This window comes from Microbulbifer sp. ABM4_008, assembly GCF_056311705.1.
The window spans coordinates 4,078,081-4,095,697 of the sequence record NZ_CM149970.1; the positions used below are offsets into that span (position 1 = coordinate 4,078,081).

The window sequence follows — 17,617 nt, forward strand, 5'->3', positions numbered from 1 at the left end:
GCGGTTGTTTCTTGTCCAATTAGGTTAGTCCGCCCATAAAACCAAAATAGCGACACCGTTGCCGCCTACAATGGCTGGCACCTAAATAATGGGCATCCTTTTGACTTTTAGGCACTGGATAAAAATATCCCTTGCGACAGCACTCATCCTTCCCAGTGCTGCCCTCGCCCAGTGCCCAGAGTCTGGGATCCAGATATCCTCAGGAAGCCTATCACAGGCCCTTATATCACTGGGAAAACAATGCAAAATATCACTACTTGTTAGAACTTCTTTTGCTGCAAACTATCGAGTAAATAAGCAATTACTACAGAGTCCACAAGGCCGGTTTGAACCCGCCCTGACCGAACTACTCAAAGAAGCCCCCCTTTCCTTTAAAAAAGTCGGCCCCTCCTCTGTCGCAATTATCGAGTCATCAACAGCAGACCCAACATCCACGCCCCTTCCCACCCCTACACAAACGGAAGAGGTAACCGTCACCGGGCAAAGCTTAACCGGCAGCCATTTACGCCATTTTCAATCCGACGGATACCTGCCAGTCGATAGACTGTCTCGCGATCAACTTGAAATGACTGGCGCCCAAACTATTGCGGATCTACTTCAATTCCTACCTGCAATATCGGGCAACTCAACCAGCACATCTGTTAGCCAGGAAAGTGACGGGACAGCCACAGTCTCTCTACGCAACCTTCCAGCAAGTAGTACATTAGTGTTAATTAATGGGCGAAGGATTATCAGTGATGGATTTAACGGTGAAGCAACGGATTTAAATACCATCCCTTTGTCGATTGTCGAGAGAGTAGAAATCTTAAAAGATGGAGCCTCAGCTGTTTATGGTTCTGATGCCATTGCCGGGGTGGTTAATATTATCCTGCAAAAGAACTTTGAAGGCCTTGCTGTAAAAAGCTACTACGGACAAGCCCAACAGGGTGATCGCCGCAGCGAATCTCATCAACTAACCTGGGGCTGGAAAAATGATCGCGCTCAAGTGATGCTCAACCTCTCGCAGACCCGCCAAGCAGAGGTTATGAGTCGCAACAGAGGGGTTTCGGAGTCGGCCGACAGCCGCAAGGAAGGTGGCTCTGATCAGCGATCGTCAGCAATCCCTGAAGGGTTTATTGCTATAAGCAAGGATGAAATATTAACCAACCTCTCATCTGGTACATATCAGGACTGGTCGCCGGAGGATAAGTTCGACTATAGCGACTACTCTTCAGCTATTCCAGCAACGCAGAGTGACTCCTTCTATATAGCTGGCAATCTGGATATTGGAGAGAGCACCCTTGCCTTCTCTGAGTTTATGGGAGTGCGCTCAACAGGAGAAGCAGCATCGTCCCCCACCCCCGTCTTTACCCGATTCGACAATGGCGATCTGACGATATCTGCAGACAATATTTATAACAGCTTCGGTCAGGACATTTACGATGTACGTCGACGTATCGTCGAGCTAGGTGCCCGAACTCAAGAAAACCGGGCGAACACCTGGAGGATAAACACAGGGCTAAAGGGTTTCTGGGATGACTGGCAGTGGGAGCTAAATGCCTCAACTCACCAAACCCACAAGAAGGAGAGCTTGAGTAATGTTATAGACCCATACGCCCTATCAATTGGACTTAAAGGGCCCGATACCTGCAATGAAACCACCTCCTGCATCCCAATTAACCTTCTAGGCCCTAGCGGCAGCATCAGCCAAGAGCAACTGAATTTCATTCGGGGCAAGAGCGTTACGACCAGTAATTCCCGCATGACCTCACTAACTTTTATCACTGACGGCATCATCAAAAGGATAGCGGCAGGAAACATTCTCGCCGCAGCCGGACTTGAGTTCAGACGCGAGAGTGTAAACCTATACTCCAATGACAGCTCAGGACTTTCGTTTATTGGGGGTCACGCCCCCGGCTCGACGAAAGGCAGCCGCATAATCAAGGAGGCATTTGCCGAGATCTCAATTCCGCTTTCGCCGGACAGTTTATGGCTGGACGGAGCTATCCGAACCTCGCATTACGATGACTTTGGGGATACTAGCAACCCAAAACTTGCTGTGAGATGGAAGCCAATAGAATCAGTACTCATTCGCGGCAGTTATACGACCGGCTTCAGGGCCCCCACCCTGACGGATATGAACCAGGAAGGTTATCAGACCCAAGAGTTTTTATTTGACCCCTGCACAAGCTCTAACGCAATCAGTCTTCCAGGATGCCAAGGTCAAGCAGACAGCTCTCGGGTACAGTACCTGACTGAGTTCAGTGGCAATCCGGACCTGAAACCAGAAACTTCCCGCACACTATCACTGGGAGTCACCTGGCAACCAGCTGCAATTGAAGGATTCAGTGGGACATTCGATCTTTACGACATCAAAGAAGATAAGGTCATCGCTACCAACCCCCAATTTCTTCTAGAGCAAAATGCTTACTTCAACCGCTATACGGATCTCGTTATTCGCGATGACTATGGTGATGTCACCCAAATTTACGCATCACGTATAAACCAGGGCAACCGAGAAATTCGCGGCTACGACACAGCCTTCCGCTATGAATTCCACCCTGGCGTTAATAGCCACATCCAACTCGCCTTGAATATCAGCCGCACACTACATTACCTCAACCAAAGTTCTCCCGAATCAACCAAACAGGATCTCACGGGTACCTTTACTGACATATTGACCGGCGGTGCAGGCTCACTTCCCAAGTGGAAAGCAAATGCAGGGATTTACTGGAAGAAAGGTCCATGGGGAGCAGGGTACACCATTCATTACGTAGGCAGCCTTGAAGAGTCCTATACAAATATTGAAGGTATTGAAGACAACCGCACGATCAGTGACTGGTCCGCGCACGACTTACAACTCACCTTTACTGCCAATCAGCGACTTAAATTGACAGCTGGTGTTAACAATCTGCTAGACCGCTCGCCACCATTTGCCTCAACTGCCGTAAGCAATAATTACGATTATCAAACTTACGACCTCACCGGCCGCTTTTTCTACGGCAGCCTCTCCTTCAAGCTTTGATTCCACTGCCTAGAAGCCCAGTAGAAACAGTAATAAGCTCAGAAAACACCCTAATTGCTCAAATAGCAACCACCCTTATACGTAACAAACCTGACAATACGTAGTATTAGAAAAAAAATACGATTCTTATGAGGGGTTCTGCCCGCCAATCGTCTTGTTCTTTGTTGGGAGGAAAGTGGCCACTTGGGGGTAGTCACTTTTAACGATCGCCACTTATGGCAAAAGACTATAAATCCAACGATCAAGAGAGGATTGACAATGAAAAAGAATCTCCTGTCCGCAGCTGTAAAAGGGGCCTTGGGTCTGACTGCAGCAGCGATCATGGTTCCGGCAATGCCTGCCTTTGCACAAGATGACGCTACCCTCGTTGAGGAAGTTGTTGTTACTGGCTCCCGCATTAAGCGCACCAATTTCGATGAAGCTGCTCAAGTAGTGAGCATGGACCGTGCCGACATTGACGCCGGTGGCAGCCTGATGATTGCTGACACCCTGCGCAATACTCCTCTGAACTCTCTGGGTTCTTTCAGTGAGCGCTCCGGTAGCTCCGCTCAGTCCAATGCCACTGTTGACCTTCGCGGTCTGGGTGAGCAGCGCTCCCTGGTAATGATTAACGGTCGCCGCCTGCCTGGCTCCCCGAACCTGGGTGCCGCAACGGTAAACCTCAACATGATCCCGATGGCAGCTGTTGAGCGCATCGACATCCTGGCCGACGGTGCTTCTGCCGTATACGGCTCCGACGCTGTTGCCGGCGTTGTTAACATGATCATGCGTGAAAACTTCAACGGCCTTGAGTTTTCTGTTCGCCATGGCGACCGCTCAGAAGACGACGGTATCGAAGAGTCCTTTAGCTTTATTACCGGCGTAAGCAGCGACCGTGGCAACATCACCTTTGCCGCTGAGTTTGACCGCCGCGACCCTATCTTTGATAGAGATCGCGACTACACTGCCGCTTGGGTTCAAGACAACGGTGATGGACGCCTGGACGCTTACTTAGATACCGACGGTTACTCTTACTACGGTAAGACCATTGAGATCTATGATCCCACTACTGAATACTACGATATCCAAGCTGCATCCAGCTGTGGTGATGATTCCACATTCTTGGAAACAGGCGCGGCGGCTTTCGGTGAAGCGGATGGCACTCTCTGTACTTACCCGTATGGTAATATCTCTGCAAACAAAGCAGAGCTGAAACGTGTTAACACCTTCCTCAATGCGAACTACGAGATCTCTGACAAGGTAGAGTTCTTTGCTAACGCACTCTTCTCCAAAGTTGAGTCTTTTGGCCGTTACGCTCCTCCCGCTGCCACCTGGTATGACATGCCAGCAGACTACTCTGATGTTCCTTATGACATCGATGCACTGCTAGCCGACGGCTCTATTACTGAAGATTACGAGATCAACGGTTACTACCGCTGGACCAATATTGGTGCTCGTGACAACGTTGTTACCGACACTCAATATGACTTAACCTTGGGTCTGCGCGGCGACCTGTCTGACAACGTAAGTTATGAAACCTACGTTCAAAGCGGCCGCTACGAGTCTAAAGAGTTTGGAACCTACTACCTTTCTTACACCGGTCTTGACTATGTACTGGCTGAAGGCATAGATCCATTCTCCGAAGAAGGTGCCGCTGCAATGAAGGCGACCTCTTCTCAAGATAACTTCACCGCCATGTCCAAGGCCTACGGTCATGTACAGTTTGGCGTAGGCGACTTTTTTGGCGCTGGTGAGACTCTGCTCTTGACCGGTGCTGAAGCTTACACTCTGGAGTATGGCAACCAATACGACGCAGCTTCTGAAGCTGGACTTGTAGGTGGTAGCTCTGGTAACTCTTCTGCAGGCGACCGCGATGTATTTGCATTGTTCGCAGAAGCCATCATACCTGTTACCGATGCTATCGAAGTGAATGCCGCTGTTCGTTACGATGATTACAGTGACTTCGGCTCCAACGTAGCACCATCTCTTTCTGCTAGCTACCGTGTAACTGACAGCCTGACTCTGCGCGCCCGTGTTGGTCAGGGCTTCCGTGCCCCGGCACTGGATGAGCTGTATGGTCCTTCCTCATTCTCTGCTGAAGACGCAACAGATCCTGTTAGTGGCTTGAGCCGTCAGTGGGATATCTACTACTCCACCAGCGAAGACCTGGAAGCTGAAACTTCCACTTCAATGTCTATCGGCGGTAACTGGGAGTTTGTCGATGGCTGGACACTTGACGTTAGCCTGTGGAACGTAGAAGTTGAGGATGTAATCATCCAGCCTACCGCTCAGAGCATCTTCTATGCATCTGCAGCTGGTGTTGAACTTTCTGAAGCTTCAGGCATTTACACAACTGGCACCGGTGCCCAAACCACCTTCTACTCCCAGACCACTAACGCTGGTCTTCTGGACGTAAGCGGTTTAGACATTGCAGTTGACGGCGGCTTCGAACTCCCATACGGCATGCTGAACCTCAACACCCTGATCAGCCATCAGTTGTCTTACGAAACTGATGCCTACTACCAAGGCCCTGTCCAGGATGTTGCTGGATTCAACCTGTACCCAGACCTGCGCGCTCAGTTCGGTATCGGTTGGAGCATGGATCGTCACTCTGTAGACCTGACTGTCGACTACGTTGCTAGCCACGATGAGTTTACCGACGTTACCGATAGTGGCACGCTGGTTAAGAGCGGCGAAGATCTGGATTCCTGGACCACCATGAACCTGTCTTACAGCATTGATACCGATTCTTACGGTATCTTCAAGCTGGGTGCTCGTAACCTGACCAACGAAGATCCTGTTCTGGATAAAGATGGTAAGTTTGCTCGTGACCACTACAACCTGTATGACAATACTGGTCGTGTGCTGTACGCTGAGTACACTATGAGCTTCTAAGAGTTAAACCTCTAAGAAGATCGAAAGGGTCGGCTTTGCCGGCCCTTTTTTGTTTAGCCGGGTCCACTCTTTAAACATCACCTCCTAAATCCCGTTAGCGATCACCAACACAGTACTCCCCCACAAAGCCCCCCAACTTTACCCCTCATCCAAGCCACTTTTTCCAAGAGAAGAAGCGGTGAATTAGAAAAAAATATCGACTAACAAGTAGTAGCTCAATGCTTCAGCCAGCTTCACAAGCCTTAAATTTATAAGTTTCAGAAGAAAGACAAATTTCCTAACAAGCGAATTCCCTGAGTGACAGTTTTACCAGTACAGGAGGCTTGAGGCAGATGAGCCCCCGTAAAAAGTATAAGAATTAGCCAAATTAGCTAATAAACATACTCTCAAACCGGGCGTCGAGAGACTCCAAAAGTCCAAGAGTAGTTCCATATCCAAAAATAATGCATTAAAGTCAGGTCTGACAGCTTTTAATCGATATCATAAAAAGCACTATAAGTACCTTAAGTATAAGAAGGTTATATTATGATCAAGACCAAACTGAGCATTGCCATCGCTGCTCTTGGCACCCTCGCCAGCACTGGCATTTTTGCCCAGGAGTCCACTGATGTTGGCGCAGAAGTAGAAGAAGTAATTGTTACTGGTTCACGTATTGCTCGTGACCCTTTGTCCACTACTGGCCCAATCACTCTGGTTGACTCAGAAACCATTGCGCGTTCTGGCGTTGGCACCATTGACGAGCTGCTAAACCAGCTGCCATCCATGGGTACCACAGGCATCAACTCCAACGACAACAACGGCGGTGCCGGTTTGTCTTTCGTTGAATTGCGCAACCTGGGCTCTGCCCGTACCTTGGTTTTGGTCAATGGTCGCCGCTTTGTATCCTCCAGTTCTGGCGTTAGCTCGGCTGTGGATATGAACAACATCCCTGTGGATATGATTGACCGCATTGAAGTTCTGACTGACGGTGCCTCAGCGGTATACGGCTCTGATGCGGTTGCTGGCGTTATTAATATCGTAATGAAGGACTCTTTTGAGGGAGTTCGCATCAATGCCCGCGCAGGCGCAACCGAAGCTGGCGGCGGTGAAAATGGTGAAATTTCGATCACCTTTGGCGGTGAAAGCGATCGCGGCAAATTTATCGCCAACCTCAGCCACAGTAAACGTGATGAGATTACCTACAACGATCGCGATTGGGCAGAGCTCTACAGCTCTATGTCGCCCACCGGCAATATCTTCACCAACTACGGCTCTTTTAGTGTTGCTGATGATGGTGAAACCCTAACCGACTATTCCTCATACGATATCGGTCAATTTATGTGGCTCTCCGGTTCCATGGAACGTACCAGCCTGACCGCTAACGGCAGCTACTCAATCACCGATGCCGTAGAACTATACGGTGAAGGCTCCTATACCGTAAAAACCACCAACCAACAGTTGGCAGCCCAACCCATGTACAGTGGGAACGGCTTAAACCTGACCTCAGATAACGTATCAGATGAAATTGCCGCTCAGTTAGAAGAAGCCTGGCAGGAAGCGGAAGACCAGTATCAGATTGAACTAGCTGCTTATGAAGCCGCCTATGACGAGTGGGAATCGCAGGGCAGCCCTGACGGGTTGGAGCCCTCCGCCCCTGAGGCAACCCACGGCGACAGCTGGCAAGATGGCATCTCTGATATTCGTCTCCGCCCCGTTTCAGGCGGCACTCGAGACTATGAACAAAAAACGGAAACCTTCCGCCTTCTGGGCGGTGCCCGCGGTGATCTGGCGAATGGCTGGGGCTGGGATACTTTCCTGAGCTATGGCCGCAACGAGGGCGAAAACACCATCGGCAACTCTTACAACAAAACCCTACTGCAAGAAGTTATCGACGGAAATAGTGGCATCGCTGATGAGGATATATCCTTCCTCGGCGGAATGAGCGATGATGTTACCAACTACATCAGCTACACAGATCGCGAAGATAATGAGTACGATCTGATTAATTTTGGTGCAAGTTTAACCGGTGATATTGATGCTGTTCAGCTTCCTGGCGGCCCTCTCGGATTCGCAGCCGGTATTGAATACCGCAAAGAATCCGGTGAGTTTAACCCTAGTGAGGAAACCCAAAACGGCGATACTTTTGGTAACCAGCAAGACGCTACTGCTGGCGACTACTCAGTAACCGAGTTGTTCACCGAGTTCAACCTGCCGATTCTCGCCGGTGAAAAATACGCTGACGAACTGTCTATGGATATCGCCCTGCGCTATTCCGATTTTGACACCTTCGGTGGCCAGAGCACAGGGAAACTGGGTATTGTCTACGCCCCAACTGAAAACTTCCGTTTCCGTACCAGCTATTCAACCTCTTTCCGTGCACCGGGTATTTACGAGCTCTACAGCGGTACTTCTCAGAGCTACGAGTACCTGCTCGACCCCTGTGATACCAGCAGTTCAAATACTTCCGGGCAAGGCGCTAATTGTAGTGAAGTCGGGTCAAGCTTTACCCAGGCAGGATCTCAAATTGCTACCAATGTTGGGGGTAACGAGGACCTAGAAGCTGAGGAAGCACGTACCTTTACTGCTGGTATCGTCTGGACACCCTCTTTTGCTGAAGATCTCTCCATCACAGTGGACTACTACGACGTTGAAATCACCAACGCAATCGATAGTGCCGATCTTCAGCAAATTCTGGACGACTGCTACCGCGATGGTATTGCCGATGCTTGCGCCCTGATCGAACGCGGAGACAGTGGCCAGATCACATATCTGGAAGGCTCTCTGCTCAATATCGGTGAAATTAGAACCAAGGGTATTGACCTCGACGTAGTTCAAAACCTTTACTTTGACACAGGTAAACTCGCTCTGCGTGCCCAGGCTACTCGTCTCCTTGAGTATGAAATTTACAATACCGAGACTGAAGCCACTTCTGACTACCTGGATTACGTCGGTACCAGTAGCGGCGTCTACGTGAAATGGCGCGGCCTTGCTAGTGCAACTTGGTATGCTGATAACTGGGACTTTGGTATTGACGCGCAGTATTTGAGTGATGGCCAGAGTCCATATGTTGATGTTCCTTCACACACCTATCTGAACTTAAAGGCAGGCTGGGATGTGAACGACAACATGCGTCTCACTGCAGGAATCGATAACATCGCTGATCGCGAACCGTCGTACACCTCTAGCTGGTATGACGTGAACAGCAGCTATGACTACCAAGGTCGTTACGCTTGGGCTGGTATTAGCTACCAGTTCTAAAGTCAGGCCGAGAACCAATGTAAAAAGGGTGCCATAGGTACCCTTTTTACTAACGACTTAAATTAATCATCACTATTCAACAAACGATCCAGCTTTTGCTGATATACACTTTTCACCTCTGAGCTACTCACCAGCGAAAATGCTTTCTCAAAACTATTCCTGGAAGCCAATAAATCACCAAGGTTATATTGCGTTAGCCCAAGTAAAAAATGAAATCGGTGATCATCATCAGTAGTCTTTATAGCTCGCCTTAGACGTTTTTCTGCATCCTGGTATTTTTTGTTTTCATAAGATTCGCGAGCTTGGTAATACAGGTAGTAAGGATTACGTTCCCTGTGAAATTTCACCCTGTCAGCATAGACCCCAGCTAACTCATCACGCCCCGTGCCGCGATATAACCACTCTAGGTTGCTGCTGGCAACCAGGTTATCCTCCTGTAAAACAAGGGATTGGAGATAGCTTTGCTCAGCCTCATAAAGATGGTCAAAACGACTATAGAAAGCCCCCATGTTAGACCAGAAATCACTTCTTTCAGGACGTAATTGCAAGGCTTTACGTAAATATAGAAATGCTTGCTCCTCATCTCCTTCACGAAGGAACTCCACACCTTTATTACTGTAATAAAGAGCGAATGCCGTAATATCGTCCAAAGTTCTCTGCTGATAAATAGGATCGTAAACTTCGAGATTGAGATCGATAATTCGTTGACCGCTTGGGTGCTCAGATACCATATTCACGTGACGATAAATAACAAAAGTCTCCGCCTCTTCCTGACTCCAGACAGGGGGGACATCGACTTCATTAAAGAAGGCCTCAACCCCTAACTCCCTAGCCATAGCAACCATCATCAGTGTAAAAGTTAAGCAGTTTCCCCGCTGCTGATAAAAGGCTTCCCTAGCAGAGAGGGTACTATTCGCATCATACTCAAAGAACAGCTCCCTTTTACTCACCGCGTTCGTCAATGCCTGAAGACGGTTATCAGGTATCGAACCAGGAGAAAGAGTATTTAGATATGAGCGAATTTCCGTATCAAGTTCTAAAAGCTGCTCGTCTGGCAGCTCATTTGTTCGAACAGATCGATTAAAAACAGCCTGTCCACTCAAAACAGAGTCGGTATCTACTTGTTTTGTGTGGATAATTGGATACTGGGAACAACCAACAATAGCCAGTATCAAAGCGACTATGAATAGCACCCTCACAGCGTTTCTCCCCCTAAATTTTGAACTGTAACAGGATTTATCACCAATTTAGGGGCAAATAGAGTGCCCTGGTACCATTTGCTTAAAATGCCCCACAACAGTTCGCCTGTTAAATAGACAGCTGGTAAACTTTCCAAGTTACGCAGGAGGTAGGCGCTACAAACATTTGGACCTTTGAGCTGGCTGGAAACACCCAGTCCAAACCAATGATCGATTCCGACCTCTTTAAACAAGAGCAATACAGGAAAAAAATAGTACTCTGACACACGGATGAATTACCTGGCTAGCCAAAGGGCACCGAAATTTCAGTTCCCTGGCCAGGCTGCCTTCCTAATATGCAACAGCATATTGCATTAGAGCTATAACAACTGGAATTTCAGCTTATGTCGTCAAATACAGACCAAAATGACGCCGGCTTTTTTGGCCACCCCAAAGGGCTCTCGACACTTTTCTTCACTGAGATGTGGGAGCGGATGAGTTACTACGGTATGCGAGCCCTGCTTGTGCTGTTTATGACAGCCAGCCTTCAGGAAGAGGGCTTGGCCTTTACCGTTGCAGCAGCGGGAGCTATTTATGGGCTCTACACTGGCGCCGTGTACTTCCTCGGCCTGCCCGGTGGCTGGATTGCAGACCGCCTACTAGGAGGACAACGCACCATATGGTACGGCGGCATCATCATTATGTGTGGCCATATTGTGCTCGCGATCCCAACCAGTTGGAGCTTTTTTATAGGCTTGATCCTTGTTGCTACCGGCACAGGCCTCCTCAAGCCCAATATCAGTGCAGCAGTTGGACACCTGTACCAACCAGATGATGTTCGCCGCGACAGTGGATACGCACTGTATTATATGGGCATCAACATGGGCTCAATCATCGGTTATGCCGTCTGCGGGTACTTCGGTGAAAATGTCGGTTGGCACTGGGGCTTTGGTGCCGCTGCTGTGGGGATGGCTATTGGCCTGATCCAGTATCGCCGCACTATCCACAATCTGGGGGGCGCAAGCCTCAATCCCGAGAACCCGCTTTCGCCAGAAAAGGCAAAACTGGCTTGGCGCATAATTGGTGCTGTTGTAGTCGGTGTTGCAGTGATTACCGGCTTCGTGATGAATGGCACTATCACCATCAACCCGGTAGAAATAGCCAAGTACGTAGCTGTAGCCTTCACCCTGACCTTCCTTGCCTACTTTGGCTTTATCTACTTTGGCGGCCAGCTGAGCGGGTCAGAGAAAAAGAAAATGTGGGCGCTATTCCTAGTCTGTGTAGCCTCTACCTTTTTCTGGTCGGGCTTCGAGCAAGCGGGCTCCTCACTGAACCTATTCGGCCGCGACTACACGGATCGCCTGATTGGCAGCTTTGAAATGCCAACCTCCTGGTTACAAAGCTTTAACTCCATCTTTATCATTACCCTGTCCCCCTTCTTTGCCGCGCTGTGGATTAACCTGGGCAAACGCATGATCACCCCATCCTATGGGCTGAAATGTGCACTTGGCCTGATCATCATGGCCAGTGGCTTCCTGGTAATGTTCTTTGCCGCTCAATACGCAGCAGCGGGCCTGAAAGTTGCTCCTTACTGGCTGGTAGCTACTTACTTCCTGCACACTGTCGGTGAACTCTGCCTGAGCCCGGTGGCCCTGAGTGCAGTAAGTAAACTTTCTCCTCGCCGCTTTGCTGGCCAGATGATGGGTGTCTTTGTTCTGACTTACTCTATCGGCAACCTCTTTGCCGGTCTTCTGTCAGGTAACTTTGATCCGAACAATGTTGCTGAGATGCCAAACCTATTCCTGCAAATCAGCTTGTTCACAATCGGAGTGGGTATCATCCTGGCCCTGATCAGTCTCAAGTCCAAGTACTGGGAAACTGACTCAGAAGCACCCCAGAATACTGCGACAGCTGAAGGCTCTACTAAAACGGCCTAATACTTAGCTGTATTCCAAAAAAAAGGCCACTGCTATACAGTGGCCTTTTTTATTTTCCCTCGCCTAAAGCAAGCCTTGTAACAGACCGACATTCAACCAGATAAAGCGCGCCCCAATAATAAACAGCAAAACGGCAAAGCAATGCTTAAGCATTTTGGGAGAAAGGCGATGGGCGAGATTGGCACCAAAGCGGGCAAAAAACGTGCTGGTGACAACGATTCCAAAAAACGCAGGCCAGTACACATAGCCACTACTCCATTCTGGTAGAAGCTGATTGCCCCAGCCCTGGAAACCAAAGCTCAGCGCACCCGCAACCGCAATGGGAAGACCACAAGCCGCCGACGTAGCAACCGCACGCTGCATCTTCACCCGGCAACGGGATAAAAATGGAACGGTTAGTGAGCCCCCACCGATACCAAAAATCGCCGATACCCAGCCGATAACTCCCCCAGCAGATAGCAATAAAGATGACCTTGGCAAGTTGCCGGCCCCCTCCGTTAATTGATCGTGCCGGGCACCACTAAGCCACATCCTCACCGCAATCACGATCGCAAAGACGCCTATCAGCAGCTGCAGCCAGGCACCGGGGAGTAACTCAGCAGTGGCACCACCGGCCCAGGAGCCGATTAAAATGCCTGGAGCCATAATTCCAAAGATCTTCCAGTCCACCGCCCTTTTCTTATTGTGAGCGCGCACTGAACTGATTGAAGTGACAATGATTGTTGCTAGGGAGGTGCCCACAGCCATGTGGGTGAGGATTTCAGGGGATATCCCCATGGCGGTGAAAACAAAAACCAAGGCAGGAACAATGATCAGGCCACCACCTACGCCAAATAGTCCGGCAATAGTTCCAGCAGCAGCACCGACCAACAAATAAACCAGTAGTATTTCCATAGCCCACCCCGTTTAAATACGACAAACAATTTTGTCGCATTTAAACAGATATAAGCTGGGAATAGATAGCGACCTTAACTTCGGCTTTCCACTGTAAGCCAGTCAAATCCCTCCTGCTGACAGGCAAAAATACAGCTCTCCACTGTTTCGGTAACCTCTGCCAGGGCCTCCTTTGCCAGGGCAAGGCTGTTATTTTTTTCACTGATATGGGCTACAACCAGGTGCTGTAGCTGTTCATAGCCAACGCGCTGTAGAAAGCCTGCAGCCTGCTGATTACTCAGGTGGCCATAGGCACCTCCAACGCGTCGCTTCAACGAAGGTGGATAGGGTCCTTGAGCGAGCATCAGAGGATCGTGATTTGCCTCTAGAACCAAGGCATCACAATCACCAAAGTGCGCTTCAACATGAGGGGTGATAGTCCCCAAGTCCGTCAACAAGCCCAGACTGCTACCGCGACAGCGAAACACAAACTGCGCCGCCTCACGGGCATCGTGAGGAACCGCGACCGGGGTTATTTCAATATCAGCGACAACAAAAGGCTGATGCCCCTCAATTAAGTGCAACTCCGGTAACTTGCCAATATCACGCGCCTTAAAAGTACCGGGCGTCAGGTAGACAGGCAGGCCATATCTGCGCGCAAGTGGACCTACACCAGAGAGGTGATCACTGTGTTCGTGGGTAACCACAATCGCAGAGATATCAGCGGGAGACATACCGAGCCGCGCCATACGACGCTCGGTTTCCTTGATGGTAAAACCGCAGTCAACCAAAAGAAAGTGGTCGCCACTGGCGACCACTGTTCCATTGCCTTTACTGCCGCTTCCCAAAGAGGCGAAGCGCAGGCCCATTAAATAAGGTTCTGCTGGATAGATTGAAGCAGCTGGGAAGCTTCATTCTTTGAAAGCGGCTGTCCGCGAGTATCGCGCACGCGCACTTCAATCTCATCGTCATTGCCACGAATAACAATCAGATAACCGGGATAAGCCTCGCTTGTAGCGGTTCCTACTCCCAGGCCGTTGATTTCCTTGAAGAGAGCAGGTTCAGTACCCTCAGTCATATCAATACCAGCCAAGATCTGTTGTAGGCTTACCTGATCAGCGCTCTCTGCCAGCTCATCCTCATCGCTCTTGCTCCCCCAGGAGAACCAGCCTCCGTCGCTATCTTCTTCATCAGAAGCAAGTGCACGATCTTCATCGTAGGTGACGTAAAGAAGTCCAATATCGGAATCTTCACGGTGCAGACGATAAGCACCGGAGTTCACAGCATGAGCGACAGTAGCCCAGGCCCGGTCCATTTCGAGCCCCATTGCAATATAAGGCTCGTGACCAGCAGGTTCCCTCAACTGGACTTTAAGAGAGCTGCTACCAATTGCCTGGGCGACCAGAGAGGCTGTAGCAGCAGCTGTTTCTGACGCCAGAGCCGTGGACATTTCATCAATCATCCACCCTTCTCGCTCAGGGCTCGAAGAGCGGTCCGGCCAATTAACGCTACCGCCAACCGGGGCAGCAGAAGGCACAGACAAGTGGCGTACGTGAATCTCTGTCGTATCGGGTTGCACACCGGTTTCTACCTGCAAGCGATACTTATCTTTCGTGTCAGGGCTCTCTTTAAAGGCCATCCAGGTAGTTTCCATCACACCCGCATTGGCATCTGACATTTCTATACTCAAGCCTGAGCTGCGAAGGAATTGGTGCAACTGGGGCCACACCTCTTCAGGAGGCTGGGATACAAGCACCCAGCGATCTCCGCCGAGCTTTTGAATCTTTACTCTCTCCAGACCCGCATTCACTGAAAGCGCTTGAGGACGCGGAACTTCAAATTCCCCCTGGGCCAGCTGCTCCCCTGCAATCTGAGGGATCTCATAGAGTTCCTCCTGGTGCTTGGTATTAACACCTTCAGGTATCCGCAGAGGCGTCAGGCTATCAGCATGCTGGTAATCATTACTGCGATCGCGGAAATAGCCATCGTTGCCGAACACACCGCACCCTGCCAGCGTAATACTGGAGATAAAGAGCCCGGCTCCAACGGTCAATTTTTTCATTAAAGCTATCCTGGTTAATTCTCAGTTCGCGGGTTTAGAGTACACCGGCACTACGCAGAGCTTCGCGCACTGTTCCGTGGTGCTCAGGGGATAAACTTGTCAGAGGTAGGCGTATTCCACCGTCGACACGACCCATCTCCCGGAGAGCCCATTTCACCGGTATCGGGTTGGACTCCAAAAACAGCACTTTGTGCAATATTTGTATTCGCTGGTCAATTGTCCGTGCAGTCACCGCATCACCGGCCAGCGCAGCTTCACACATTTGGGCCACTGCTGCGGGGGCCACATTAGCGGTTACACTAATATTTCCATGACCACCCAGTAACATTAGTTCAACCGCGGTACTATCGTCGCCAGAGTAAACGGCAAACCCTTCGGGCAGAGTATCTATTAAAACCTTAGCCCGCTCCAGATCACCGGTGGCTTCCTTGATGCCTACGATATTGCCGACCAACGCCAGGCGCTGTACCGTCTCCGGCAACATGTCAACTGCTGTGCGGCCGGGAACATTGTAGAGAATTTGGGGAATGGAGACAGCCTTGGCCACCGCACGATAGTGCTGGTAGAGGCCTTCTTGGGTGGGCTTATTGTAATAAGGTGTAACCAGCAGGCAGGCATCTGCACCACATCGGGCGGCATTCTCTGTAAGGTCAATCGCTTCAGAAGTAGAGTTTGCGCCAGTTCCAGCAATCACTGGCACTCGACCTGCCACTTGGTCCACAACACGTCGAATAACCTCAATATGCTCATTGAAGTCCAAGGTTGCAGATTCACCGGTAGTCCCCACCGCAACCAGTGCTCGGGTCCCCTGCTCGATATGCCACTCAACGAGGTTGTGCAGGCTGTCCCAATCCGGGCTTCCGTCTGCGTACATTGGGGTGGCCAGGGCCACCATACTACCGGTTAACATCCTCACTCCTTATTTTTTGCACTCCACCCGGAATACCACCGCCAGAGTCAGTTCAGTATGTTACTTAGGCCAGGGTATCTGCGCCAGTGCGACTAGCTCGCCACTCTTTTGCGTTTCTTTTTCTTTTTGCGTACCCCGTGATACACGTTTTCTGCCCCTTCAGGACGGGTCTTAAAACGGCGATGCACCCACATGTATTGTTCTGGGGCCTCGCGAATACGCGCTTCGATAAACTGGTTCACCAAAATGGCATCTTGCAACTCATCTCCCGAAGGGATCTGATCAATAGGATCGTAAATCTTCAAACGGTAACCTGAGCCATCATCCAGTCGTGTCACCACATAGGGCACCACTTTGGCCTTGCCGACCCTGGCGAACCGTGAGGTTCCCGTCACAGTCGCCGCCGGAACATCGAAGAAAGGAGCAAAGATCCCCTGCTTAATCCCGTAATCCTGATCCGGAGCATACCAGACCGCACGCCCGCGCTGCAGGGCTCGCAATACCCCGCGCACATCTTTACGCTGATAAACACTGCCATTGTCAGTATGGCGCTCTCGCCCTTTGCGCTGCATGTAGTCATAAACCGGATTTTTGTGCGGCCGATACATGCCATCGAGAGTAATACTCATCCCCATCATGGCGGCGCCGATTTCCAGGGTAGTGAAATGCATGGCCATCAGGAGAACGCCCTGGCCTTGGGCCTGGATGGCCTGAAGGGCTTCCAGCCCTTCAAAGGTAAAGCGTTTCCGTAACCACGCTGCAGAGCGAAACCAGGCCATGCCGGTTTCCATCAAGGCGATACCACTGGACTCAAAATTACGCCTAAGAAGTTCAGTTCGCTCATTTTCCCCCAGCTCGGGGAAGCACAGCGCGAGATTACGTTCAGCAATCGTGCGCCGGCTGGTAGCTACTCTTAGCATTAGACGGCCAAACGCACGGCCCATGGCCAACTGCCAGCGATAGGGCAATTGCGCAATCAAAAACCATAGTGCAAAAAGCAGCCAGGTCAGCCAGTAGCGAGGATGCAGCAGCGCCGCGCGAAATCGGGGTTTTTCCATCAGATCTATATCAGGGTGTGGCGCCGAGGCGCAACCTAAGTCGGTTGAAAACGACGTAGTATACCCTATGCGAAGAGAGCGGGGAGCGCGTAACAGCCACAGGAGGTCAGTGCCTTAATAGGGTGTCCAACTCATCCACTGCGACACACCAATCCGAATCATCCAAGATGGCATTCTCCAGGAACTCTCGTTGCCCATCGCTCCAGAAGGAAGCGGAGGAGAGCTTCTCGTGACGGTGCAAATAGTGCGTGACCAGAAATTCATGGATCTGCGCATCTTCAGACGCCAGCCCCAACTGGGAAAACAGGTCCTTCAGTGTGTGATGTCCAGTAGTTTCCATAACGATTACCGCTATCTATTCTGGCAGCCATATTTTCATGGCGGCTACCCCAATTATAGTTGGGCAGCCCCTGATTCATTCCGCATTATTCCTGCGGGGCTTTCAGAGGAATCACAGGCTTTAATCAATAGAACTCAGACTCTG

Annotated in this window: 12 protein-coding genes; 4 read left to right on the plus strand and 8 right to left on the minus strand. The window is 50.3% G+C overall.

What is annotated here, in order from left to right; all coding sequences use genetic code 11:
* Window positions 1–88: 88 nt before the first annotated feature.
* The 3 genes from ACYX4J_RS17715 (at window position 89) to ACYX4J_RS17725 (ending at window position 9,115) form a co-directional block, all read left to right on the plus strand.
* Window positions 89–3,004, plus strand: coding sequence for a TonB-dependent receptor (locus tag ACYX4J_RS17715; RefSeq protein WP_476177217.1), 2,916 nt, complete (start codon window positions 89–91; stop codon window positions 3,002–3,004).
* Between the two features lie 258 nt (window positions 3,005–3,262).
* Window positions 3,263–5,878 (plus strand): TonB-dependent receptor plug domain-containing protein, encoded by a 2,616-nt coding sequence (locus tag ACYX4J_RS17720; protein WP_476177218.1) that lies wholly within the window; start codon window positions 3,263–3,265, stop codon window positions 5,876–5,878.
* A 525-nt stretch (window positions 5,879–6,403) separates the two neighbouring features.
* Window positions 6,404–9,115: a TonB-dependent receptor plug domain-containing protein gene (locus ACYX4J_RS17725; protein WP_475708748.1), complete on the plus strand. Its 2,712-nt coding sequence runs from the start codon at window positions 6,404–6,406 to the stop codon at window positions 9,113–9,115.
* Between the two features lie 62 nt (window positions 9,116–9,177).
* On the opposite strand, the gene ACYX4J_RS17730 is transcribed toward ACYX4J_RS17725, so the two are convergent.
* Entirely contained in the window at window positions 9,178–10,314 is a 1,137-nt protein-coding gene (locus ACYX4J_RS17730) for a tetratricopeptide repeat protein (protein WP_476177219.1), read from the minus strand.
* The gene (locus tag ACYX4J_RS17735) at window positions 10,311–10,580 is read right to left on the minus strand and encodes a hypothetical protein (protein ID WP_475708750.1); all 270 of its coding nucleotides are present in this window, start codon (window positions 10,578–10,580) and stop codon (window positions 10,311–10,313) included. Before ACYX4J_RS17735 ends, ACYX4J_RS17730 begins: the two co-directional genes overlap by 4 nt.
* 117 nt (window positions 10,581–10,697) lie before the next feature.
* Between ACYX4J_RS17735 and ACYX4J_RS17740 the strand changes: the two genes are divergently transcribed.
* The gene (locus tag ACYX4J_RS17740) at window positions 10,698–12,230 is read left to right on the plus strand and encodes a peptide MFS transporter (RefSeq protein WP_476177220.1); all 1,533 of its coding nucleotides are present in this window, start codon (window positions 10,698–10,700) and stop codon (window positions 12,228–12,230) included.
* Window positions 12,231–12,293: 63 nt separating this feature from the next.
* Here ACYX4J_RS17740 and ACYX4J_RS17745 read toward each other — a convergent pair whose 3' ends face one another.
* The 6 genes from ACYX4J_RS17745 to ACYX4J_RS17770 form a co-directional block, all read right to left on the minus strand.
* Window positions 12,294–13,124: a sulfite exporter TauE/SafE family protein gene (locus ACYX4J_RS17745; RefSeq protein ID WP_444906357.1), complete on the minus strand. Its 831-nt coding sequence runs from the start codon at window positions 13,122–13,124 to the stop codon at window positions 12,294–12,296.
* Between the two features lie 74 nt (window positions 13,125–13,198).
* Window positions 13,199–13,972, minus strand: coding sequence for an MBL fold metallo-hydrolase (locus tag ACYX4J_RS17750; RefSeq protein ID WP_444895127.1), 774 nt, complete (start codon window positions 13,970–13,972; stop codon window positions 13,199–13,201).
* Window positions 13,972–15,165 carry an outer membrane protein assembly factor BamC gene (gene bamC, locus ACYX4J_RS17755; RefSeq protein ID WP_476177221.1) on the minus strand — a complete coding sequence of 398 codons (1,194 nt, stop codon included), beginning with the start codon at window positions 15,163–15,165 and terminating at the stop codon, window positions 13,972–13,974. The genes ACYX4J_RS17750 and bamC overlap by 1 nt, the downstream gene beginning before the upstream one ends.
* Before the next feature lie 34 nt (window positions 15,166–15,199).
* Window positions 15,200–16,075, minus strand: coding sequence for a 4-hydroxy-tetrahydrodipicolinate synthase (gene dapA / locus ACYX4J_RS17760; RefSeq protein WP_282934185.1), 876 nt, complete (start codon window positions 16,073–16,075; stop codon window positions 15,200–15,202).
* 92 nt (window positions 16,076–16,167) lie between these two features.
* Window positions 16,168–17,133, minus strand: coding sequence for an LpxL/LpxP family Kdo(2)-lipid IV(A) lauroyl/palmitoleoyl acyltransferase (gene lpxL, locus ACYX4J_RS17765; RefSeq protein WP_476177222.1), 966 nt, complete (start codon window positions 17,131–17,133; stop codon window positions 16,168–16,170).
* 106 nt (window positions 17,134–17,239) lie between these two features.
* A complete protein-coding gene (locus tag ACYX4J_RS17770) occupies window positions 17,240–17,473 on the minus strand; it encodes a DUF2789 family protein (RefSeq protein ID WP_413664456.1) in 234 nt (77 codons plus the stop codon).
* Window positions 17,474–17,617 lie beyond the last annotated feature (144 nt).

Bases quoted from the DNA above. Each gene is read 5' to 3' on its own strand.
- dapA (WP_282934185.1), bottom strand. From the start codon at position 16,075: ATGTTAACCGGTAGTATGGTGGCCCTGGCCACCCCAATGTACGCAGAC.
- ACYX4J_RS17715 (WP_476177217.1), top strand. From the start codon at position 89: ATGGGCATCCTTTTGACTTTTAGGCACTGGATAAAAATATCCCTTGCG.
- ACYX4J_RS17745 (WP_444906357.1), bottom strand. From the start codon at position 13,124: ATGGAAATACTACTGGTTTATTTGTTGGTCGGTGCTGCTGCTGGAACT.
- ACYX4J_RS17725 (WP_475708748.1), top strand. From the start codon at position 6,404: ATGATCAAGACCAAACTGAGCATTGCCATCGCTGCTCTTGGCACCCTC.
- bamC (WP_476177221.1), bottom strand. From the start codon at position 15,165: ATGAAAAAATTGACCGTTGGAGCCGGGCTCTTTATCTCCAGTATTACG.
- ACYX4J_RS17750 (WP_444895127.1), bottom strand. From the start codon at position 13,972: ATGGGCCTGCGCTTCGCCTCTTTGGGAAGCGGCAGTAAAGGCAATGGA.
- ACYX4J_RS17740 (WP_476177220.1), top strand. From the start codon at position 10,698: ATGTCGTCAAATACAGACCAAAATGACGCCGGCTTTTTTGGCCACCCC.
- ACYX4J_RS17770 (WP_413664456.1), bottom strand. From the start codon at position 17,473: ATGGAAACTACTGGACATCACACACTGAAGGACCTGTTTTCCCAGTTG.
- ACYX4J_RS17720 (WP_476177218.1), top strand. From the start codon at position 3,263: ATGAAAAAGAATCTCCTGTCCGCAGCTGTAAAAGGGGCCTTGGGTCTG.
- lpxL (WP_476177222.1), bottom strand. From the start codon at position 17,133: ATGGAAAAACCCCGATTTCGCGCGGCGCTGCTGCATCCTCGCTACTGG.